Source organism: Enterococcus sp. AZ177, from assembly GCF_050544585.1.
Taxonomy (GTDB): Bacteria; Bacillota; Bacilli; order Lactobacillales; family Enterococcaceae; genus Enterococcus_L; species Enterococcus_L plantarum.
This window is the reverse complement of sequence record NZ_CP172944.1, coordinates 933,352-956,769: the sequence shown is the minus strand read 5'-3', so window position 1 is coordinate 956,769 and position 23,418 is coordinate 933,352. Positions and strand designations below refer to the sequence as shown.

Sequence of the window (23,418 nt, the reverse complement as noted above, 5' to 3'; positions counted from 1 at the left end):
TTAGTTACACAGGTATTTTCATTGCTAATAGTTTTTCAACTAATTCATCGTACTTCTCACTACTCAAAAAATTATCGACCGATACATGATAAGCTTTAGGCAATTTTTCTTTTGCTCGATTGGTTAAATCCTTATGCGTCACAACAATATCAGCATCATCCGGAAGCTGTGCTATCGCCGAATTCGCGACTTCTATCGGTAAACCAGCTTTTTTAACTTTGTTTCGTAAAACCGAGGCCCCCATCGCACTCGATCCCATTCCGGCATCACAAGCAAAAATAATTTTTTTAGTATTCGCTAACGTTTCCACCGGATTACTCCATTTTTCAGTTGCCAAAATACCTGTTCCTACTTCTGGCGTCATTGCTTTGCGTCCTTTTAGTGCGCTAGCTTGCTCTGAAGCCGATTCAATCGTTGTATTCGTTTCTTTTGACGTTTTTAAAACAACAGCAGAAATGACAAAGGAAACGGCCGTTGCTACAATAATTCCAGCAAATACGCCCACATACCCATCACGAGGTGTCATTGCTAAAATAGCAAAAATACTCCCTGGTGAAGCAGGTGCCACTAATCCAGCATTAAACAAAGAAAATGTCATTACTCCAGCCATTCCTCCACCAATCGCGGAAAGAATCAGTACAGGTTTCATTAAAATATATGGAAAATAAATTTCGTGAATACCACCTAAAAAATGGATAATAATCGCACCTGGAGCGGTCTGTTTAGCACTGCCACGACCAAAAATAGTATATGCTAATAAAATCCCCAATCCTGGTCCAGGATTGGATTCTAATAAGAATAAAACAGAACGGCCTGTCTCCGCAGCCTGCTCAATCGCAATCGGACTTATTACACCATGATTGATAGCATTATTTAGGAACAATACTTTAGCAGGCTCAACAAAGATACTTGCTAAAGGAAGCAAGCCATTTTCAACTAGGAAACCAACCCCAGTCGCCAACACATTATTCAATGTTTCAACAGCTGGTCCTACAATTAAAAAAGCAATAATTGCTAAAATCGAAGCAAAGATTCCAGATGAAAAATTGTTGACCAACATTTCAAAACCCGGTTTGATTTTGCCATCAACTAGCGCATCGAATTTTTTTATGCCATAAGCTCCAGCAGGTCCTACGATCATTGCGCCAAGAAACATAGGGATCTCAGCACCAGTGATCACCCCCATCGTAACCATTGCACCGACTACTCCACCACGAATATCATAAACTAATCGACCACCAGTAAACCCAATCAATATTGGCAATAAATACGTAATTGTCGGTCCCGTTATTTCATTTAATTGTTGATTTGGAAACCAGCCGGTTGGAATAAATAAAGCCGTCAAGATTCCCCATGCGATAAATGCCCCGATATTCGGCATGATCATTCCACTTAGAAAACTTCCAAATTGCTGAACTTTCACTTTTAAATTTCCTTGTGTTTGTTCCATTGTTTTCCTCCTTCTTCTAAACAAGAAAAATATTGAAAAGTTGATCTGCGCAGATCACTTTCAGACAAACCTTGCTTGTCTTCTACATTGTAAACGCTCGCTTAAAAGGATACAAGAAGATGAAAAATCAGTTTTGTCCAAATCCTTTGGACAAAAAATGAAGAAGAAATTACCTTATTCACTCTACTAAGAGTAAACTATCTTTTTTAGAAAAAAACAGAGGTGGGACATGACTCTACGAGTCACGCCCCACCCCTATGGAATCCGGCTAAACGTTGGGAGTAGAAGCAACTACTTTCCTTTGCTTCGGTTACATCAAGTCCTAAGTGCTAAAGCACTAAAAGTTGAAGGCTTCGTATATAAACACTTCTGTCCCAACCTTGTCTACCTATTTAATTAAAATATATCTGACGATGGTCTAAGCAATTTCTGTTAAACAAATGACCGCATTGAAAACATTCCGTTTGTTTTTTATATTCACTTGCTGTCATTTCAGTTTGACATACCCCGCAAACAACAACTTTTTCATTTGGTTGTTTTGAAATCGGCCAAGCTAAAAAAAGATGATCCTCTTGTTCATCATGACAATGAAAACAAGCATAATACTTTTTACAAAAATAGCATTTATTCCCCACTATATCGACTGGTGAGTGATAGTGAAGACATCGTCCTTCGTTATCGATCGTTGCACCAAATATTTTGATCATGCTAATCCTTCCTTTGTCCGAGAGAGTTTGAAATTCTTTTTGCGATAATTGCCGCTAAAAATGCTTTTATTACATCTCCTGGAATAAAAGCAAGACTTGCTATCAAACTTTTTGACAACGTCACGTCAGACAAAATACTTACGCCGACAGCTCCACAAAAATCAATAAATAATGCCCCAAAAAGAAGAGTAATAGCAAAAGCATACCAACTATTTTGATTATTCGAATTAAATTTTTCGCTCATCCAACCAATGAAATAAGTAGCAAATGGATAGGCAAAGAGATAACCTGCTGTCACTCCAAAAAAGACCATCATTCCCCCGCGTCCTCCCGCTAAAACAGGAAAACCAATAGCCACAAGTAATAGGAAAAGGACAGTCGCGATCGTGCCATTTTTTTTCCCAAGAAGTAAACCACTCAGCATAAAACCAGCATTTTGAATAACAATTGGTACTGGTAAAAGACTAATCGGAATCGGTGGGAAAAAGCCTAAAACGATAATAATACTGATCATAATAGCGATTTTAGTGATATCTTTTGTTTTCATTCAATTTCTCCAATCTATAATCTATATTAAAAATACACGTTCGATTTTCTTTTGTCAACCTGTAAAAAAAATAAGTTAACTAAAAAAACACTAAGTCTTTAGTTGTTTTTCCTGTTGATAATGATACAATAAAGTAAAAAGTACTTTTATCTGATATAGGGAGGATGAACAATTTGGCAGACTTTAGTTCAAAGGAAGCAGAAAAACAATATTACGAACAAGAAGCAAGCGAAACTGACTTTTTAAACTGGTATCATCAACAAGAACTTCCTGAGTATGAAAAACCTTCTCTAACTGTAGATATTGTTTTAATGTGCTATAACAAAGAAGAAGATCAATTAAAAATTTTGCTGATCAAAAGAAAAGGACATCCTTACCGAAATTCTTGGGCTCTACCTGGCGGTTTTGTTAATAGAAATGAATCAACAGGTGAAAGTGTCTTGCGAGAAACTAAGGAAGAAACAGGTGTAGTCATTTCTAAAGAGAATATTGAACAGTTGCATAGTTTCAGCAGACCAGATCGTGATCCTAGAGGTTGGGTCGTAACGATTAGTTACTTAGCTTTTATTGGGGAAGAACCCTTGATAGCTGGCGATGATGCAAAAGAAGTTCGGTGGTTTACGATGGAACGCAAAGACAGCATCCTTTCTCTTACAAACGGGGATGTCGAAATTGTGTTAGATGTAAATACAGGTGCCTCCACTGGTAAAGATACATTAGCTTTTGACCATAGTGAAATCATTTTGAAAGCTTTCAATCGAGTAGCAAATAAAATGGAGCATGACCCTCAAGTACTTCAAGTATTGGGAAAGGATTTTACAATCACAGAAGCACGCAAAGTATTTGCTAAGTTCTCCGGAATTGATTATAAATCGATTGACCATTCAAATTTTAAGAAAGCTATGCTCCATCATTTTGAAGAAATTGGAGAACGTCCCGTTGGTATTGGCCGTCCTTCAAAAATTTATCAACTAAAAGCTGACAATGCCTAAAGAGAAAGGGTGATCCTATGGTTGTTTATTTTCGAAAAGCAATCCCTGATGACTTAAACAACATTATGAAAATCATTCAAAGTGCTCGTCGCCTTCTGCGTGAAAAGAATATCCCCCAGTGGCAAAATGGTGAAGGACCTAACGAAAAGCTATTAAAGCATGATATTACTTTACAACGATGTTATGTATTGATTGTTGACGATGATATTGCTGGTTTAGGAATCATTTCAACAGAAATTGAACCACCCTATAACCATATAATGAACGGCCAATGGAACAATACACATGAAAAATACGGGACAATCCACCGAGTCGCTCTTTCCCCACTTTATCAGGGGAAAGGTCTCGCCCTACTGTTAATGAACTATCTGATCACTACTGCTAGACTTAATACTATTCTGGATATTCGTATTGATACGCATCCAAAAAATAAAGCGATGCAACAGCTGATCAGAAAAGCTGGTTTTACCTACTAAGGGGATATTCTTTTGCCTGTTGTTGATGGTGAGCGATTTGCTTATCAATTGGTATTGTCTTAATAAACGCCTAAATGCTGACAATCATATCGTTTTGTTTTTTGGTTTTTATTTATTGCTTACGTTTCTAACCTTTAAACGGTAAATTATACTGTTAGATCACTATAAAAGAGGCAGAGATATAACTCATAGAGTTATATCTCTGCCTCTTTAAAAACTATTTTACAATTTGTTTTGCAATAAAACTTGAATACTTCACTTGACCGTCCACATTCGGATGAACACGATCCTCATAAAACCATTCCTCATGATCATTACTATAGCCATACCAGTCGATCACAACTAAATTTTTGTATTTCTTTTTCATTGTTTCAAGCATCGTATTGACGTCATTTTGCCATCTCCTTGTCGGAACGCGGACATTGATCCAATAAACTTTACGTTTAGAACCAATTGCTGTCATAAATTCGTCAAACTGCGCTTCAGTAAAGGAACCGTTCGTTCCAAGACCAACTAGCACATTATTTTTCAATAATTTTTCATCATCTAATTTTTCAATGACTGGCGCACTAGTATACAATTGTCTGCCAACTTCGCCATCAACAATCATCTTAGGAAAAATTTCTTGAAGACCTGAAGCAGCATCTAAAATAACTGAATCGCCAAATGCCGTGATTTCCATCCCTTTCGCCTTCTTCATCTCTTCGGCCGTTAAATCAAAGTTCGTTTCTATTGGGGAAGTTGATTGTTCAGTCGAGTCTTTAGTTTCCCCATCGTTTTTGGCTTTCTCCTCTGCTTTTCGTTGCTCTGCTTTCTTTTTATTTGCTTCAATATTTTTTTGTAACTGTTGTTGTTCAGCGGTTACTTCATTTGAAGGTGCAATAGCCAACGCGAAAAGAGCAAAACAGGATATAACAACACTGGTCAAGGCAGTGAATTTAGGAATTGTGGCCCATGGCTTGCGGAAAAAATCTTTAATAGCAAACCAAGTATATTTATAATAAAATTTACCTAAAGGCTTTTCAATAAAACGATAAGAAAGCTCACTGATCCCTAAAATTAATGCTATTTCAATGAGGGAGTGTAGAAATACATGATCGCTTAGATTTTGAATTTTTGCTTCATAAAAAATCATAACTGGGAATTGATACAAATAAATACCATAACTTCTTTTTCCAAACCAAGTAAATACTGGGTTCGTCAGCCAACGATTGAGGTCTGCACCTGGATGGGCCGTAACAGCAACCAGAAGTGTTGCAAAAATGCTGACAATAAACATACCGCCATAATACACAAAAGCAAAATGGTCTGCTAAGAATAAAAATGCGAGCAATAAAGCAACCAATGACGCAATACCAACACCGTTTAGTAAAGTCTTAGCTTTTATCGGAATTTCTTCTTTCAAACGGAAACTTGGCCAAACAAAAGCCAAAGCACTTCCCATCAAAATCGAAAATAGTCGTGTATCCGTCCCATAATATACTCTCGTAGGATCTGCCCCTGGAGTATAGAGAATAGCCATCAAAATACCAGAACCGACAGCCAGCCCCATGATCAATCCAAAAATTTTACCGCTGTGTTTAACATACCTTTTAAGGACAATAAATAACAATGGCCAAATCAAATAATTTTGTGCTTCAACGGCAAGAGACCATATATGTGTAAAAGGCGACTGCGTTGTAAATCGATCAAAATAAGAAAATCCTCTAAAAATCTGCCACCAATTATTATAATAAAGCACACTGCTGGCGACCACGCTGCGTAAGTTGTTTAACAAGTCTCTTTGAAAGAGAACGATATAGGCTGATGCTCCAATCAGCATAGTAATCAGGCCGGGGTATAGCCGTTTCATACGGCGTATATAGAAACCTTTCACATCGATTGTTTCGGTTTGAAGCCACTCTTGCCTTAGTAAATCAGTAATTAAATATCCAGAAACTGCAAAAAAAATAGGGACGCCTAAATAGCCCCCATGCATTATATTGGGGAACAAGTGATACAGAATCACACCGACGACCGCGATTGTTCGAATCCCATCGAACCCAGTAATATAACGGCGGTTTTCTAACCTTTTATTATTATTCATTTATATTTTCCAACTTTACTAATATTCTTTTTTATAATTCGAGTAATTTTTTAACAAAGGAAACATGATTTTAAAAATGACAGATGATAGAAAAAATAAGTCGTGTTTGACCAAAAAAGGTAGTCTGTTGAAGTGTAAAAAAATTTCTATCTGGCTCATGCTCTTTGACGGTCGTAGTTTTTCTAACCGATTTAATGTAGTAAGTTAAATATACGTTCTTTCCTGACAAATGGCAAGAGCTCTTACTCCATTTTTTGACTTTTTAAGCAAATTTTAGAAATTTTTTTTCAAAAAAAAGAGTGGACAATATGAAAGAATTTAATCTTACATACTATCCAATCTCATTGAACATAATTACTTGTTATTTATCGTGTATTTTTCATTGCCTCGGCACTCTTTTACGTCAATATATTGTTGTTTAAATTATTGTTGAATGCGATAAAAAATGGATCCTTTCGTTTGTGTCATTATTATACAAGTAGAGCATATAATGATGGATTATCACTAAGATCGATATACTTCGGATCGAACTCTGCCATTTTTGCTAATAAGTTTGGCAATTCTTCTTTATCTTTCAGCAAAATCCCCAAAACAACTGGTCCTGTTCCACGATTGACTTTTTTCGTGTATTCGAAACGAGTGATATCATCATTTGGACCTAATATATCTGTTACAAATTCTCTTAATGCACCCGGTCGCTGCGGAAAATTGATGACAAAATAATGTTTCAATCCTTCAAAAATCAATGAACGTTCTTCAATTTCTTCCATACGGTTAATATCATTGTTACCACCACTAATAATACAAACTACATTTTTCCCTTTTATATCATCCTTAACGAGTTCTAAAGCTGAAACACTTAATGCGCCAGCTGGCTCTACAACGATTGCTTGTTTTGTATACAACTCTAAAATCGTTGAGCACACTTGTCCTTCATCGACAGCCAACAGCTCATCTACATATTCAAGTGCATGTTCATATGTTAAATTACCAACTTGTTTGACCGCAGCACCATCCACAAATTTTTCGACACTATCCAGCATTACCGGCTTTCCTTCATTAAAAGCAGCCCGCATCGATTGAGCGCCAAGTGGCTCTACTCCTACAACTACTGTAGTCGGGCTCACACTTTTAGTATAGGTTGAAATACCGCTAACTAAGCCTCCTCCACCTATTGCTGCTAACAAGTAGTCCACTTGAAATTCAGATTCTTTTGCTTCTTGAAAGACTTCAACCGCTACCGTTCCTTGACCAGCCATAATATTTAAATCATTAAAAGGATCAATAAATGCTTGATTATTAGCCTGGGCATATTCTTTAGCGGCTTTAGCAGAGGCATCAAAGGTATCACCGATTAATTTGACGGTTACTTCCTCTCCACCGAAAAATTTTACTTGAGAGATTTTTTGTTGTGGTGTAGTTGTCGGCATAAAAATTATTGCTGAAACCTTCATTTCATGGCAAGTAAACGCTACTCCTTGCGCGTGATTTCCAGCGCTAGCACACACAACGCCATTTTTTAGCATGTCATGAGGCGTTTGTTTGATTGCATAATAGGCTCCTCTTAATTTAAACGAACGTACTTTTTGTAAATCTTCTCTTTTTAAGTAAACATTACATTGATACTTTTGTGATAGGTACATATCGTACTGTAATGGGGTTTTCGTTACGACCTCTTTTAACGTATCATAGGCTTCTTCGATATTTTCTTTAGTTAATTTCACCAATTTTTCCTCACCCTTTATTATGTAAAAGGTTGAGAAAATTATTTTTCTCAACCTCTATTTACTATTTTAGTCTTCTTTTGAGACAAATGGCATCATTTTACGTAGTTCTGCTCCAACTTTTTCAATCGGGTGTCCAGCGTTATCTTTACGCATTTGATTGAACTCTTTAAAGCCATTTTTATTATCATCAATGAACCCTTTAGCAAATTTGCCATTTTGGATATCTGTAAGGACTTCTTTCATATTGGCTTTTGCTTCAGCAGTCACAACACGAGGCCCTGAAACATAATCACCATATTCAGCAGTATTTGAGATTGAATTACGCATTTTCTCAAATCCTCCCTCATAAATAAGGTCAACAATCAATTTCAATTCATGGCATACTTCAAAGTACGCTAATTCTGGCTGGTAGCCCGCTTCTGTTAATGTTTCAAAACCTGCTTCAATCAAACTTGTTAAACCACCGCACAATACTGCTTGTTCACCAAATAAATCCGTTTCAGTTTCTTCTTTAAAGGTTGTTTCTAATACTCCCACACGAGTGGCACCGATTCCTTTTGCATAAGATAAAGCCACGTCACTTGCTTTGCCTGTTGCATCTTGATAAACCGCAAATAATGCTGGAACAGCAAAGCCTTCTGTAAAAGTACGACGAACAAGATGTCCTGGTCCTTTTGGAGCAACTAAGAAAACATCCACATCTTTTGGTGGGTTGATTACATCAAAATGAATATTGAAACCATGACCGAATGCTAAAGCATTACCAGCTTCTAAGTTTGGTGCAATTTCATTGTCATAAAGATCTCCTTGGATTTCATCTGGAGCTAAAATCATGACTACATCTGCTTTTTTAGATGCTTCTTCAACTGTTAACACATCAAATCCATCATTACGAGCAGCTTCCGCTGATTTTCCTTCACGGATTCCGATGATGACTTGATTCCCATTGTCTCTTAAGTTTTGCGCATGGGCGTGACCTTGTGAACCGTAGCCAATGATGGCGATCGTTTTCCCTTCTAATTGATTGTTTTCTACTGAGTTATCATAATATACTTTTGCCATTGTTGAACCCTCCAAATTTTTTATGCTTATAAGCGTATGCTTTAAGACCTTTTTTTAGTTGTTGCCTCGAGTAAATCCTGTAACACCTGTTCGTGCAAGTTGTTTGATTCCATAAGGTGTAACTACATCAACGAATGCACTGATTTTTTCGCTCGTTCCTGTGACTTGAATCACCACTGAGCGAGTACCTACATCAATCACGTTTGCTCTAAATGGATCGATCACAGAGAATAATTCAGCTCGAACAGCAGCTGGTGCATTAAGTTTTACCAACGCTAATTCTCTTTCTAAATGTGGTTCATCTGTTATATCAGAAACCTTGATCACATCGATTTGTTTGTTCAATTGTTTAGTGACCTGTTCACTTTCATTTAAGTCGGTTACTTGAATCACAATCGTAATTCGTGAAACATTGTCTAATTCTGTCGGTCCAACTGAAATACTATCGATATTAACTTGCCTACGCGTCAGTACACCACTAAAACGATTTAAGACACCTGAATTATTATTGACTGTCGCTGTAATGATTCGTCTCATTTCAGTCCACCCCCAGCATTTGATAGTTTGCTTTACCCGCTGGAACCATTGGTAATACATGTTCCGTTGGTGACACCATGACTTCAATCAACAAAGGACCTGTTTCTTTAAAGGCTTCTGTTAATTCAGCTTCTAGAGTTTCGGGATCCTCTATTCGGAGTCCTTTGATATGATAGGCTTCTGCCATCTTCACAAAATCCGGTTGAGAGGTGAAAACTGATTCTGAACGACGTTCGTTGAAGAAACTTTCCTGCCATTGACGCACCATTCCTAATGATTGATTATTCAAAATCACAATTTTGATTGGAATATTGTATATAGTTAAAATTGCTAATTCTTGATTCGTCATTTGGAACCCACCATCACCAACAAAAAGTACAACTTCTTTGTCTGGACAACCTAATTTTGCGCCAATTGCAGCTGGCACACCGTACCCCATCGTTCCTAGACCACCACTTGTTATAAGCTGTTTCTCATTTTTGAATGGATAAAACTGAGCTGCCCACATTTGGTGCTGACCTACATCGGTTGCCACAATCGCTTCACCATTTGTCAGTTCCCCAATAAATTCAATGACTTTTTGAGGTTTGATTTCTGCCTTTTGTTCTCTATCGTATTTAAAGGGATGCAATTTTTTTCTTGAAAGATTTAGTTTTCTCCATTCCGTACAATCGGCACTTTCAACTTCAATCTTTAACATCTCTTTTAATGTTTCTTTGGCATCTGCTACAATCGGTATTTGCGTTTCAATAATTTTGCCAATTTCTGCTGGATCAATATCAACATGTGCAATTACTGCATTCGAAGCAAATTCTTTTGGCGCACTAGCCAAACGATCGTCAAAACGGGAACCTAGATTGATCAACAGATCGCAGTCGGTCAAAGCCATATTAGCCGCAAAAGACCCATGCATGCCACCCATCCCTAAAAATAATTCATTTTCTGTCGGGACTGCCCCTAAACCTAAAAGGGTACATAGCGCTGGAACTTGGTATTTATTGATAAATTCTACTAATTCTTTCCCAGCATCAGCATGTAAAACGCCTGCACCAACCAATATTAAGGGTTTTTTAGCAACTGCTAAAGCTTCCATCAGTTTTTTTACTTGAAGTTTATTTGGTTTTACTGTCGGCTGATAGCTAGGTAAATTTAAATTGACCTCAATCTCAGCATCAGCTTCCATGATTGTCATATCTTTAGGCAAATCGATTACAACTGGTCCTTTTCTACCTGTTGTCGCAATGTGAAAAGCTTCTTCGATGATTCTCGGTAATTCTTTGGTCTCACGAACTTGGTAATTATTTTTTGTAATAGGCATTGTCAGTCCGATGACATCAGCTTCTTGAAAGGCATCTTTGCCAATGCCATCTGTAACTACCTGACCTGTGAAAACAACCATCGGAATCGAATCACTCATCGCATCCGCAATACCGGTAATTGCATTTGTTGCACCAGGACCACTAGTTACGATTACGACCCCAGGTTTTCCAGTAGCTTTAGCATATCCTTCTGCAGCATGGACCGCTCCTTGTTCATGTCTTGTCAAAATATGAGGAATATCTCTGTCATATAATGCATCATATAGAGGGAGGACCGCCCCACCAGGATATCCAAATATCATTTCTACTTCTTGTTTTTGCAATGCATCAATTAAGATTCTTGAACCATTTTTCATTTTTCTTTGTTCTTCCGCCATGAGCTTCCCTCCTCTAGTCTAGCAAATCTTCTGGAATCTGCATGATTCCTCCTGTATGCGCTGATGTTACCAACGCCGTGTAACGAGCTAAGTATCCTGTTTTTACTTTCGCTTTAAATTTCGGCAATTGGTCATTTCTTTTCGCCAATTCTTCATCAGAAACATGTAATTCTAGTGTTCGATTAATCAAATCAATTTCAATTTCATCGCCATCTTTGACTAACGCAATGGGACCGCCTGCTGCCGCTTCTGGAGAAATATGTCCTACTGCTATTCCGCGAGTTGCCCCTGAAAAACGACCATCCGTAATCAAAGCCACATCTTTCCCTAACCCTCGTCCAACGATACTTGATGTTGGAGCCAACATTTCTGGCATACCAGGGCCGCCTTTTGGTCCTTCATAACGAATAACCACCACATGTCCTTTTTTCACTGTATGATCATCGATTGCTGCAACAGCTTCATCATGAGAACTAAAGCAAATAGCTTTTCCTACGAATTTTTTGATTGAAGGATCTACTCCACCAACCTTGATTACACTTCCTTTGGGTGCGATATTTCCATACAAAATTGACAAACCTCCAACTGGGCTATATGGATTTTCTTTTGGATGGATAACTTCTTCATTTTTGATTACAGCATCCTGAACGTTTTCACGAATTGTTTTTCCTGTAACGGTGATACGATCTGGATGGATAGCGTTTCCTAAGTCTACTAACTCTTTCATGATTGCCGGAACACCTCCAGCTTCATGAACGTCATGCATTGAATACGCTGACGATGGTGCAATTTTAGACAAGTAAGGCACACGTTCAGCAATCGCATTGACTTCTTCTAAGTTGTAGTCGATTTCTGCTTCATTCGCAATCGCCAAGGTATGCAACACAGTGTTTGTTGAGCCACCCATCGCCATATCCAATGCAAAAGCATCATCAATGGCTTCTTTTGTAATGATATCTCTTGGCTTCACCTGATTTTTGACTAAATCCATCAAATGAAATGCTGATTGCCTAACAAGCTCTCTTCGTTCGTCTGAAACGGCTAAAATAGTTCCGTTACCAGGTAATGCCATTCCTAAAACTTCCATCAAGCAATTCATAGAATTCGCTGTAAACATTCCTGCACATGAACCACAAGTTGGACAGGCATTTTGTTCCATAAAATTAAATTCTTCTTCCGTCATTTTCCCTTCTTTAAATGTTCCTACCGCTTCAAACATATTAGAAAGAGTAGTCGTGTGACCTCTTGGATCGATACCTGCTTTCATTGGGCCACCAGAACAGAAAATTGCTGGAACGTTTGTTCTAACACTAGCCATCAGCATACCAGGAGTAATTTTGTCGCAGTTTGGAATATAGAAGACACCATCAAACCAGTGAGCGTTGATTACGGTCTCAGCAGCATCAGCAATAATCTCTCTACTTGGTAATGAGTAACGCATACCGATATGTCCCATAGCAATACCATCATCAACACCGATCGTATTAAACTCAAAAGGAATTCCTCCAGCTTCCCGGATTGCTTCTTTGGCAACATCCGCCAATTCTCTTAAATGCACATGCCCAGGCACAATATCAATATATGAGTTACAAATTGCGATAAACGGCTTGTCTATATCTTTGGCATTTTTTACTTGTCCAGTTGCATAAAGTAAGCTTCTGGCAGGTGCTGCTTCAATTCCTTTTTTGATTTGATCACTACGCATTTTCATCCACTCCAATTCAGTTATCTCCAGAAGAGTTCAATTATGATTCTTCGGATTCGTTTTTTATTTTTCCTCATGCCTCTTTATATAACTTTCTACAAAAAAAGCATCCCATCAATTGAATGGGATGCTTTAGTAAGACCCCCATTTACCAAAGACAAACAGGACTCTAACATCTGCGAAATTTCTCAGTGTTCTAAGTCCTACACGATAAAATAATGACTAATACGTGGCTGTTGTTTGTCTTTTTCATGATAATGGTCTCCTCTTTTAAAAAATCTACAAAGATTAAAATAGCATGTGATAAATAAAAGCTTTTGTTAACTATAAACCTAATAAATGAGAATGTCAATAAAATTTGATAAAAAGATTCAGAAAATTCCAACAATGTCGGTACTGACTTTCTTACTTATTGTCGCAAATCGCTGTAAAACCTCTTTTTTTGGACGTAATAAGTGACATGAATACTCTTTTTTTTCTTTCAAAACACTCATTACTGCGCACCTATTTTTAATCTTCAAAACAAAAAAGCCGATACCCGATTCATTTGGGTATCAGCTACTTATGTAATCTTATCCTCTTTGGAAATAATACAATGGTTTGTGTGTCAAACGTTTCATTTGTCTTTTTTTATCTTCAATAATTGAAAGTAATTCTTCTGAAAAATTTTCTATTATCACACGGCCACCTTTATATGTACTGCCGCCCATTGAAATCACTTCATCCGGTGTTAAGATTACTTTTCTATGGGAAATTTTTTTGAAAAATTCTTCAATCAAATATGTAGGCAAATAGAAATTGTTTTGTGCCGAAAATGATTCTAAATAGATAAAATCATCGATACTGATATAACAATCATCCATTGACATGAAATTCACAGACTTGTCTACATAAATATCTCTTTTTTGTAAAATCTCATTGATTTTCTTGTTCAAAAGATTCAGGGTTTCTATTTCTTTGACAAAATTTTCTAATTCACGATAACGTACCGCTTTGCGTTCTTCATAGGTTACACGTAGCGCAACACCAATCGATACGATAACTGCACCAATCAAGACACCCGTTATACCTGCAATAAAAACAACCATTTGGATTCCCTCACTCTTCTAATTCTTACTTTTTTAGTATAACATACTCTTCCACAAGCGCAAAAAAATATGTTAAAAGACTATGTCTCTTTTTCAATTCCTAAAACAAATCTGTCCTTACTATATTATTATTTTTCCAAAAGACTAGAATATGCTTTATTAGTCTAGATAACTCATTCTTTTGATGCTATAATATAACAGTAATAATATTATGATAAAAGTGGGGAAGTCGTTATGGGGAAGAAAGTTATTAAATTAGATTTTGAAGATGTTGTTATTGCTAATGAAGATGGGAGCACAACCAGAGCATTATACGAATGGTTTAATTTCAAGCCAGAAATTGGTGATCTCGTAGATGTGTTTCCAGATGGAGACGAATTGATCATCCACAAAGCTGTACCAGCAACAGATAATCTACAAGATAAAATCAATATCAATATCGTTAATGAAAATAACAATACACAGTCAGTGGGTGGCTATGTACAATATGGTAAAGTTGTTAACAAATGGGTTTATTTCTTATTAGCCTTTTTATTGGGAGGAATAGGTGCTCATAAGTTCTATTCTGGTTTTTCTGGAAAAGGAATTATGTATTTATTATTCTCTTGGACAATGATTCCTGGAATTATTGCATTTTTCACTTCAATCGCGACATTACTTAAAACTGCAGACCAAAATGGAAATATTGTAGTAACTTCTTAATAGATATGTAAGCTCCATCAATCTCATATGAAAATGTAAGACTCTTTGAGATTATTTAAGGAGGTTGGGACAGAAGTGTTTTACTCCGAGAAATAAGATGGAATTTACGAAAATTGCTCTTCAAATTTTTGTGAATTTCGGCTTATTTCCGAAGGAGTTGCTTCTGCGCCCACCGTTTATTCGGTTACTAAGAGCCTGAAACATAACCTTTTTAGTTATGTACCAGGCTCTTTTATTCTAATCTACTCGATAAAAGTAATTTTTCACACTATTTTTGAAATAAGTCAAAGCTTCTTCTTTCTTAAAATTCAAAGCGTTAAAGTTGACCTTTATTGACCAATAAAGTATACTTTTTTTAAGCATTACGATAAGCTTTGTGATAAAATGGTTTGAAGAGTTTTTATATAGGAGGAATATACTATGAATTTAATACCAACAGTCATTGAACAATCATCTCGTGGAGAAAGAGCATATGATATTTATTCACGATTATTAAAAGATAGAATCATCATGTTAAGTGGTCCAATCGATGATAATGTAGCAAACTCAGTTATTGCTCAATTACTATTTTTAGACGCACAAGACTCCGAAAAAGACATCTATATTTATATCAACTCACCTGGAGGAAGTGTTTCTGCTGGATTAGCAATCTTCGATACGATGAATTTTGTTAAAGCTGATGTACAAACAATTGTTCTTGGTATGGCAGCTTCTATGGGAAGTTTCTTATTAACTGCTGGTACAAAAGGCAAACGTTTTGCATTGCCAAATGCTGAAATCATGATTCATCAACCATTAGGTGGTGCACAAGGTCAAGCAACTGAAATCGAAATTGCTGCTAAACATATTCTTGACACGCGTGATCGTTTGAATAAAATCTTAGCAGAACGTACAGGTCAACCACTTGAAGTCATTGAACGCGATACAGATCGTGATAATTTTATGACTGCGCAACAAGCAAAAGAATATGGTTTGATTGATGAAGTAATGGAAAATAGCAGTTCTTTAGGCAAATAATAAAAATGCCCAAAATTTCTTTTGAAAATTTTGGGCATTTTTATTTAAACTAATTGCAAAAAGCGCTACACTAAAGATAGCAGAAATGAAAGGATGTTACTAAAATGGATATTTCAATTATCGATGCAACAAAAGTTACAACAAAAAATGGTTTGGCAGTTGGAAAAGACTCGGCTCCAGTAAAGATGGTCGAATTTATGAATGTTCGCTGCCCGTATTGTAAAAAATGGTTTGAGGAATCTTTTGATTTATTGAATGAATATGTTAAAGAAGGCAAAGTTCAACGAATCATCAAACTATTAGATAAAGAAAAAGAAAGTCTGCAACGTGGTAACGTAATGCATCACCATATTAATTATGATTTGCCTGAAAAAGCTTTGACTGATTTGAAACAAATGTATGATACACAAGATACATGGGGAAACCTTTCTTTAGAAGATGTGGCTATTTTTGCTGAAGATAATTTACAATTACCTAAAAAAGAAGAGACTTCAATCGTCCAAGCTGTGATTGAAGAAGCGGCAGCTGCAACTATCAAATTTGTGCCAACAATAGTTATTGGTGAACATATTTTTGATGAATCAATTACGAAAGAAGAATTGATACGTTATATAGAAGGCAAATAAAAAAAAGAGACCAAGTTAGCTAGGCTTGGTCTCTTTTTTTTTAGAACTACTATCAATACCCGCTTTTTTTTCCATTGCAGAGTCTTTAATTTCTTTTTCAGCCTCTTCGCCAAAACTTAAAATCTTGTCAATATCTTCTTTTCCGAGAAAATTCCCTAGACCTTCTCCGAGTTGTTTGATTTGCCTCATGATAAAATCTTTATCTTCTACGCCCATCATTATCACCCAGCTTTCTGCTATTGTCTTATAGCAATCCATAAGAAGTTACGCACTTTTTTCTCTTAGTTTGTCTGCAAATTCATTGATTTTACGAATTCTATGATTGATTCCTGATTTTGAAATCGCACCTGATGGGATCATCTCACCTAATTCTTTTAAACTCACTTCTGGATACTCCAAACGTAATTCAGCAATTTCTTGTAATTTTCCTGGTAAGGCAGTTAATCCAACTACACTTTCGATATACTGAATATTTTCGATTTGCTTTGATGCTGCATCGATTGTTTTATTGAGATTCGCCGTTTCACAGTTGACCAATCGATTCACCGAATTACGCATGTCACGAACGATCCGGACATCTTCAAATTTCAGCATAGAATTTGTCGCACCGATCAGTGTCAGAAAATCAGCGATTTGTTCAGCTCCTTTTAGATAGGAAATATATCCATTTCGACGTTCCAATGTCCGTGCATTTAAATCATAATAATTTAACATTTTGCAAATATCATCATTGTGTTCCTCGTAAATCGAGAATATTTCCAAATGATAACGGCTTGTCTCGGGATTATTGACTGAGCCTGAAGCCATAAATGCACCTCTTAAATAGGATTTCATTTTTTGTGAGTTCCCCATAATATCTTCTGATACATGAGTATTGAACATCATTCCATCTAAAATATCTAAATCAGCAAGCACACTTTTCGTATCTTGTTTTAGTCTTACGATGTACACATTATTCTTTTTTAATTTCATTTTTTTCCGAACTAACAATTCTGAACGAACATCATAATGATCTTTTAAAAGAGAATAGATTCGTCTGGCGATTGCTGCATTTTCAGTTTGAACATTCAATACAAATTGCTGATTCACAATGCTTAATGAACCGTTCATCCGGATCAATGCTGCTAATTCTGCTCGCGCATGTTCACGATGTACCTCTAAAGTTGTTAGCTCTTTTTTAACATCTGCTGCAAAAGACAATCTCCACTCCTCCTCTCTTGTTCTTACTTTTTAATATCTTGCGCCGAATACAATACGAAATAGTTCATCCACTACTTTGTCTCCATCATGAAAAACACCACCGTCACGCAATTTTAAAAAGTCCGTAGAAATCACACGACACCCTTCATCTCTCAATTTTTTGAAATCATGTTCCACTTGAACTAAATATTCATCATAAACCTCTGGATCCATATATCCATCAGGTACATTTTCAGTATTAACTAAAACAGTATCCACAAATTTACTTTTAAGATGTTCATGCAATACACAAACATGATCAGCATCAGTAAAATGTTCCGTTTCACCTTTTTGAGTCATGATATTACAAATATAAACCACTTCAGCCTCCGCATTGATGATTGCTTCCCCAATCTCTTTGATTACTAAATTCGGTAGGATACTGGTAAACATACTTCCTGGTCCTAAAACAATCATATCCGCCTCTTCAATTGCTTTGACTACTTTTCTCGCAGCTTTTGGCTGTTCATCATCATGTGTATTTGTGACAAAAACATGGTCGATTGTTTTTCGGTCAACTGCAATATTGGATTCACCGACTGCAATAGAACCATCTTTAAAAACAGCATGTAACGTCAGCGGTCTTTCTGATGAAGGATAAATATGTCCATCCACATGCATCATTTTTGAAAGCAGCTGAATTGCTTCATATGTACTGCCGCGCATCTCTGAAACAGCCGCAATAATCAAATTTCCAATTGCGTGGTTGGCAAAATATTTATCCGATTTATTAAAACGATACTGAAAAATATCTTCATATAATTGAGGCATGTCGGATAAAGCTACTAGTACATTACGTAAATCCCCAGGCGGTGTCATATTCATTGACTCCCGAATTTCACCGCTACTGCCTCCGTCATCGGCAACGGTCACAACAGCTGTAATATCCGCACTTTGATTCCGTAAACTTTTTAGGATAACTGGTAACCCAGTTCCTCCCCCAACCACAACGATTTTAGGTTTTCTAATCCGGTACGTTTTCATTTTCATGAGCGATTCACCGTCTCTTTACGCTTTCCTTTATCACGATGGGTAATGTTAACATGATAGTCCTTTTCAAGTTCTTTGCCAACACGTTCTGTTAATGCCACCGAACGATGCTGTCCGCCTGTACAACCAATCGCAATTGTAACGCTTGATTTCCCCTCTTTTTCATACCCTGGCATTACATTTTTCAACAAATCAATAAATCGAGTATAGAAACTCTCAGTCTCTGGAAAACTCATAACATACTCATATACAGATGAATCTTGACCTGTCAAGGGTCTTAATTCTGGTATATAGTGTGGATTTGGTAAAAAACGAACATCCATCACAATATCCGCATCAATAGGCAAGCCATATTTAAACCCAAATGAAACAAGTTCTACGCGAAACTCATGTGTATCTCTAGATTTAAACTCCTCATTGATTCTTTCTCGTAATTGTCTTGGAGATAATTCAGTTGTATCGATCACAACTTGGGCATCTCCTCTAATTTCTTCAAGGATCGCTCGTTCTTTTCTAATTCCTTCTGTAATCAGACCATCCATCGCTAGTGGATGCGCACGACGAGTTTCTTTATATCGAGAAACAAGTTCTTCATCTGTTGCATCTAAGAACATGATTGTTGTATCAATCAGATTCGTATTTTCAAGTTCAACTAACATATCTTGAATTTCTCTAAAAAAATTACGAGAACGTAAATCGATCACTAATGCGATTTTTGTTACTTTTCCAGATTCTTTGATTAATTCCCAAAACTTAGGAATCAAGCTTGGCGGCATATTATCAATACAAAAATACCCCATATCTTCAAAGCTTTGAATGGCTACAGTCTTTCCAGCTCCGCTCATTCCAGTGATTATAACTAATTGTAAATTATCAACCATTTCTTAGCGCCCCTTTTGAAACATTTTATTAATTATAGCATCCCGGGCGTATCAAAGAAAGCTTTTCAACCAATTTTCATACCTATTCAACTCTTCTTATCAATTTAGAATTGTGAATAAGAATATTTTTTTACTCTCAAATTTTCTCTATCCTAGCTAAATGTTTTCTTTCTTTACATCGAATCAATTGAAATACAAACTATTTTTCAAATATATTTTATTACTATCTTTAAAATAGTTCTTCAAAAAAAAAAAAAAAAAGCAGAATAAACTTTTATCGTTCATTCTAGCTTCTTGTTATTGTCTACCATTTTTATTCATTATGTATATCTTTATCTGGACAGGACTGATCAACTTCCGTTTACTATCCCAAATTTATGCCTTAGTAAAATTAAGCATCTTCAATCACATTAAAATAATCTAAATTCAAAATAGGATCATCACAATTGATGACGGGACGATCTGTAGGATGGCACTTAACAACTCTGACCTGCACATCTTCTTCTTTTTTAGAAATAGCTTCTCCTACAAAAAACCAAGAAAAATTCGATCCATGACAAACATAATGAGCGCCGATTCTTATTTCTTTCTTTTCCAAGAAAAAATCATCCTTTCATACTCTTTTGATAAATATAGAATATCATGTTTTCAAAAAAAATATCATTCAACTTACGTAAAGATACTTTCTTTTTTTGACTATTTTTAAATTTAAGTGATTAAAAAACACCAATTTTCATTTTATTTATTATTTTCCTCTAATTATAATTTATTAAATAGTTCACTTTTATTTTTTCAAATGAAACTATAGAGTCTTAAAGCAAAAAAAGTACAGCCTTTCAACAACGAAGGCTGTACTTTTCTTTTTTGAACGGATTATTTATAGAAGGACAGATATATACCAATTAGGTTGAACAATATACCTATCTAAGTGCGATTTTACTTTAAAAATCTATAGAAATCAATAGCAATAGGTATTTTTTATTCAACTTTCATGTTTTCTTTAAAAATATTAATACTATTTCCAAATAATGGAGTATACCAATTTATAAAACTCGCTTTAAATACTTACCTGTATAGCTTGCTTTGACTTTAGCAATATCTTCAGGTGTTCCTGTTGCAACAATTGTTCCGCCACCGTCTCCACCTTCTGGCCCCAAGTCAATAACATGATCTGCTGACTTGATTACATCTAAATTATGTTCAATAACAAGCACAGTATTACCGGATTCAACAAGTCTTTCTAGCACGACAAGTAAACGAGCAATATCGTCCGTATGCAACCCAGTTGTAGGCTCATCTAGAATATAGAAATTTTTACCATTCGAATTTTTATGCAGTTCACTCGCTAATTTCATGCGCTGTGCTTCCCCACCAGATAATGTAGTAGCAGGCTGTCCTAAAGTGACATAGCCTAATCCCACATCAACAATGGTTTTTAATTTACGATGAATTTTAGGAATGTGTTTAAAGAACTCCACTGCATCTTCTACAGTTAAATCTAAAATATCAGAAATATTCTTTCCTTTATAGTGAACTTCCAGTGTTTCAGAATTGTAGCGTTTGCCATGACAAACTTCACAAGGAACATAGACATCTGGTAAAAAATGCATCTCGATCTTAATGATCCCATCCCCACGACACGCTTCACAGCGGCCACCTTTAACATTGAAGCTGAAGCGTCCTTTTTTGTAGCCACGGACTTTTGCTTCATTGGTTTTCGCAAACAGATCACGAATATCATCAAAAACACTTGTGTAAGTTGCAGGATTACTTCTCGGTGTGCGGCCAATCGGACTTTGATCAATATCAATAATTTTTTCTATATTTTTATAACCAGTAATATTTTTGTGTTTACCTGGTTTATTTGAATTTCGATTAAGCTTTTGTGCTAAAGCCTTTTTCAATATTTGATTTACTAATGTACTTTTTCCTGATCCAGAAACTCCAGTTACTGCAACAAACTCTCCTAATGGAAATTCAACAGTAACATTTTTCAGATTGTTCTCTGCCGCACCTGTTACTTTGATTTTCTTACCATTGCCTTTACGACGCTCTTTAGGGACTGGGATCACTTTTTTGCCTGATAGGTATTGTCCGGTTAAAGAATTAGGATTTTTAGCTACTTCATCAGGTGTTCCTGAAGCAACGATTTCCCCACCTAAATGTCCAGCGCCTGGCCCCACATCGATCAAATAGTCAGATGCTCGCATCGTATCCTCATCGTGCTCAACAACGATCAATGTATTGCCTAAATCACGCATTTTCTTGAGTGATTCGATCAAACGGTCATTGTCTCGTTGATGCAGTCCAATAGACGGTTCATCTAAAATGTACAATACACCAGATAAGTTTGAACCAATCTGTGTCGCTAAGCGAATACGTTGTGCTTCTCCACCTGACAGCGTTCCAGCTGCTCTGCTAAGAGTTAAATAATCCAAACCAACATTTTTTAAAAAGTTCAAACGATCTTCCACTTCTTTTAAGATGGGTTTCGCAATCATTTGTTCTTGCTCAGATAACGTCACTGTTTCGAAAAATTCAACTGCATTTTTAATCGCTAATTCGGTAACTTGACCGATATTTGTATTATCGATTTTGACTGATAAAGCTTGAGGATTCAAACGATATCCTTTACACGTTTGACAAGTTAATTCGGTCATGTATAAACGCATTTGATCACGGGTAAAATCGCTATTAGTTTCATGATAACGACGTTTGATATTAGTTAAAACACCTTCAAAAGGAACTTCTACATCACGAACTCCGCCAAAATCATTTTCATAATGGAAATGGAAGACTTCCCCATTGGATCCGTTTAAAATAATATCTTGATGTTCTTCTGGTAGTTCTTCAAATGGTGTATCCATGTCAATATTGAAACTGTCAGCTGCTTGCTCCAACATTTGCGGATAATATTGTGAGCTTATTGGATTCCAAGGTGCGATTGCGCCCTCACGCAGTGTCTTTGTTGAGTCCGGAATAACAAGATCACGATCGACTTCTAATTTTATTCCTAATCCATCACAATCAGGACACGCTCCAAAAGGTGCATTGAAAGAGAATAATCTTGGTTCTAATTCCCCCACTGTAAAGCCGCAATATGGACAAGCGTAATGTTCACTAAAAAGCATTTCTTCCCCATCGATCACATCAACTAATGCATAGCCATCCGCTAAACGTAAGGCCGCTTCAAATGAATCAAACAAACGAGAACGGATCCCCTCTTTTACCACGATTCGGTCAATAACAATCGCAATATCATGTTTTTTATTTTTTTCAAGTTCAGGCGCTTCCGTTACATCATAGGTTTCTCCATCAACACGCATTCGAACATATCCTTCGCGTTGAATCATTTCAAAGACTTTTTTATGCTGACCTTTTTTCTTAACAATGACAGGCGCTAAGACCTGAAGTTTAGTCTTTTCTGGTAATTCCAACACTTTATCTACCATTTGTTCAACAGATTGACTCGTGATTTCAGTACCATCATTAGGACAAATCGGATGCCCAACACGAGCAAATAACAGTCTCAAATAGTCATTAATTTCTGTAACTGTCCCTACTGTTGAACGTGGATTTTTACTCGTTGTTTTTTGGTCGATAGAAATCGCTGGACTCAATCCATCGATACTATCAACATCTGGTTTATCCATTTGACCTAAAAATTGTCTAGCATAAGCTGAAAGACTTTCAACATAACGGCGCTGGCCTTCAGCATATAGTGTATCAAAGGCGAGTGAACTTTTCCCAGAACCAGATAATCCAGTAACGACAACCATCTTGTCACGAGGAATCGTAACATCTATATCTTTTAAATTATGTGCACGCGCGCCATGAATAACGATTTTATCATTTGCCATTATTTATCTCCTTTGCTGTGAAACACAGCC

Annotated in this window: 21 protein-coding genes; 5 read left to right on the top strand and 16 right to left on the bottom strand. The window is 36.4% G+C overall.

Annotation, left to right across the window (positions count from 1 at the left end; translation table 11 throughout):
- Positions 1-4: 4 nt before the first annotated feature.
- The 3 genes from IGJ34_RS04540 to IGJ34_RS04530 all read right to left on the bottom strand — a co-directional run bounded on the left by IGJ34_RS04540 (position 5) and on the right by IGJ34_RS04530 (position 2,704).
- A complete protein-coding gene (locus IGJ34_RS04540; RefSeq protein WP_206835267.1) occupies positions 5-1,450 on the bottom strand; it encodes a PTS mannitol transporter subunit IICB in 1,446 nt (481 codons plus the stop codon).
- 392 nt (positions 1,451-1,842) lie between these two features.
- Positions 1,843-2,157 (bottom strand): CHY zinc finger protein, encoded by a 315-nt coding sequence (locus IGJ34_RS04535; protein WP_206848345.1) that lies wholly within the window; start codon positions 2,155-2,157, stop codon positions 1,843-1,845.
- 1 nt (position 2,158) lies between these two features.
- Positions 2,159-2,704: a biotin transporter BioY gene (locus IGJ34_RS04530; protein ID WP_206848344.1), complete on the bottom strand. Its 546-nt coding sequence runs from the start codon at positions 2,702-2,704 to the stop codon at positions 2,159-2,161.
- A gap of 173 nt (positions 2,705-2,877) precedes the next feature.
- Between IGJ34_RS04530 and IGJ34_RS04525 the strand changes: the two genes are divergently transcribed.
- Together IGJ34_RS04525 and IGJ34_RS04520 are read left to right on the top strand one after the other, a co-directional pair.
- Positions 2,878-3,696 carry an NUDIX domain-containing protein gene (locus IGJ34_RS04525; protein ID WP_206835277.1) on the top strand — a complete coding sequence of 273 codons (819 nt, stop codon included), beginning with the start codon at positions 2,878-2,880 and terminating at the stop codon, positions 3,694-3,696.
- A 17-nt stretch (positions 3,697-3,713) separates the two neighbouring features.
- Positions 3,714-4,172 carry a GNAT family N-acetyltransferase gene (locus IGJ34_RS04520; RefSeq protein WP_430598216.1) on the top strand — a complete coding sequence of 153 codons (459 nt, stop codon included), beginning with the start codon at positions 3,714-3,716 and terminating at the stop codon, positions 4,170-4,172.
- 217 nt (positions 4,173-4,389) lie between these two features.
- Here IGJ34_RS04520 and IGJ34_RS04515 read toward each other — a convergent pair whose 3' ends face one another.
- The 7 genes from IGJ34_RS04515 to IGJ34_RS04485 all read right to left on the bottom strand — a co-directional run bounded on the left by IGJ34_RS04515 (position 4,390) and on the right by IGJ34_RS04485 (position 14,073).
- The gene (locus IGJ34_RS04515; RefSeq protein WP_206848342.1) at positions 4,390-6,258 is read right to left on the bottom strand and encodes an acyltransferase family protein; all 1,869 of its coding nucleotides are present in this window, start codon (positions 6,256-6,258) and stop codon (positions 4,390-4,392) included.
- Positions 6,259-6,728: 470 nt separating this feature from the next.
- Positions 6,729-7,985 (bottom strand): threonine ammonia-lyase IlvA, encoded by a 1,257-nt coding sequence (gene ilvA, locus IGJ34_RS04510; RefSeq protein ID WP_242596232.1) that lies wholly within the window; start codon positions 7,983-7,985, stop codon positions 6,729-6,731.
- Positions 7,986-8,051: 66 nt separating this feature from the next.
- Positions 8,052-9,047, bottom strand: coding sequence for a ketol-acid reductoisomerase (gene ilvC / locus IGJ34_RS04505; protein WP_069655441.1), 996 nt, complete (start codon positions 9,045-9,047; stop codon positions 8,052-8,054).
- Positions 9,048-9,101: 54 nt separating this feature from the next.
- Positions 9,102-9,584, bottom strand: a complete 483-nt coding sequence (gene ilvN / locus IGJ34_RS04500; RefSeq protein ID WP_430598215.1) for an acetolactate synthase small subunit — start codon at positions 9,582-9,584, stop codon at positions 9,102-9,104.
- A 1-nt stretch (position 9,585) separates the two neighbouring features.
- Positions 9,586-11,280, bottom strand: a complete 1,695-nt coding sequence (gene ilvB, locus IGJ34_RS04495; protein ID WP_111248781.1) for a biosynthetic-type acetolactate synthase large subunit — start codon at positions 11,278-11,280, stop codon at positions 9,586-9,588.
- Positions 11,281-11,293: 13 nt separating this feature from the next.
- Positions 11,294-12,985: a dihydroxy-acid dehydratase gene (ilvD, locus tag IGJ34_RS04490; protein WP_430598214.1), complete on the bottom strand. Its 1,692-nt coding sequence runs from the start codon at positions 12,983-12,985 to the stop codon at positions 11,294-11,296.
- A gap of 572 nt (positions 12,986-13,557) precedes the next feature.
- On the bottom strand, positions 13,558-14,073 hold the full coding sequence (locus tag IGJ34_RS04485) for a hypothetical protein (protein ID WP_069655445.1): 516 nt from the start codon (positions 14,071-14,073) through the stop codon (positions 13,558-13,560).
- Positions 14,074-14,307: 234 nt separating this feature from the next.
- Between IGJ34_RS04485 and IGJ34_RS04480 the strand changes: the two genes are divergently transcribed.
- The 3 genes from IGJ34_RS04480 to IGJ34_RS04470 all read left to right on the top strand — a co-directional run bounded on the left by IGJ34_RS04480 (position 14,308) and on the right by IGJ34_RS04470 (position 16,418).
- Positions 14,308-14,775 carry a TM2 domain-containing protein gene (locus IGJ34_RS04480; RefSeq protein WP_206836849.1) on the top strand — a complete coding sequence of 156 codons (468 nt, stop codon included), beginning with the start codon at positions 14,308-14,310 and terminating at the stop codon, positions 14,773-14,775.
- A gap of 420 nt (positions 14,776-15,195) precedes the next feature.
- The gene (gene clpP / locus IGJ34_RS04475; protein ID WP_069655447.1) at positions 15,196-15,792 is read left to right on the top strand and encodes an ATP-dependent Clp endopeptidase proteolytic subunit ClpP; all 597 of its coding nucleotides are present in this window, start codon (positions 15,196-15,198) and stop codon (positions 15,790-15,792) included.
- A gap of 104 nt (positions 15,793-15,896) precedes the next feature.
- Positions 15,897-16,418, top strand: a complete 522-nt coding sequence (locus tag IGJ34_RS04470; RefSeq protein WP_069655448.1) for a DsbA family protein — start codon at positions 15,897-15,899, stop codon at positions 16,416-16,418.
- Between the two features lie 15 nt (positions 16,419-16,433).
- On the opposite strand, the gene IGJ34_RS04465 is transcribed toward IGJ34_RS04470, so the two are convergent.
- The 6 genes from IGJ34_RS04465 to uvrA all read right to left on the bottom strand — a co-directional run bounded on the left by IGJ34_RS04465 (position 16,434) and on the right by uvrA (position 23,388).
- Positions 16,434-16,634, bottom strand: a complete 201-nt coding sequence (locus IGJ34_RS04465) for a hypothetical protein (protein ID WP_206835698.1) — start codon at positions 16,632-16,634, stop codon at positions 16,434-16,436.
- Positions 16,635-16,682: 48 nt separating this feature from the next.
- On the bottom strand, positions 16,683-17,618 hold the full coding sequence (whiA, locus tag IGJ34_RS04460; protein ID WP_069655449.1) for a DNA-binding protein WhiA: 936 nt from the start codon (positions 17,616-17,618) through the stop codon (positions 16,683-16,685).
- A gap of 30 nt (positions 17,619-17,648) precedes the next feature.
- Entirely contained in the window at positions 17,649-18,647 is a 999-nt protein-coding gene (locus tag IGJ34_RS04455; protein WP_069655450.1) for a gluconeogenesis factor YvcK family protein, read from the bottom strand.
- A complete protein-coding gene (gene rapZ, locus IGJ34_RS04450; protein ID WP_069655451.1) occupies positions 18,644-19,528 on the bottom strand; it encodes an RNase adapter RapZ in 885 nt (294 codons plus the stop codon). Before rapZ ends, IGJ34_RS04455 begins: the two co-directional genes overlap by 4 nt.
- 391 nt (positions 19,529-19,919) lie before the next feature.
- The gene (locus tag IGJ34_RS04445; RefSeq protein WP_430598213.1) at positions 19,920-20,126 is read right to left on the bottom strand and encodes a hypothetical protein; all 207 of its coding nucleotides are present in this window, start codon (positions 20,124-20,126) and stop codon (positions 19,920-19,922) included.
- Positions 20,127-20,571: 445 nt separating this feature from the next.
- Positions 20,572-23,388, bottom strand: a complete 2,817-nt coding sequence (gene uvrA, locus IGJ34_RS04440) for an excinuclease ABC subunit UvrA (RefSeq protein ID WP_430598212.1) — start codon at positions 23,386-23,388, stop codon at positions 20,572-20,574.
- Between the last annotated feature and the right edge of the window lie 30 nt (positions 23,389-23,418).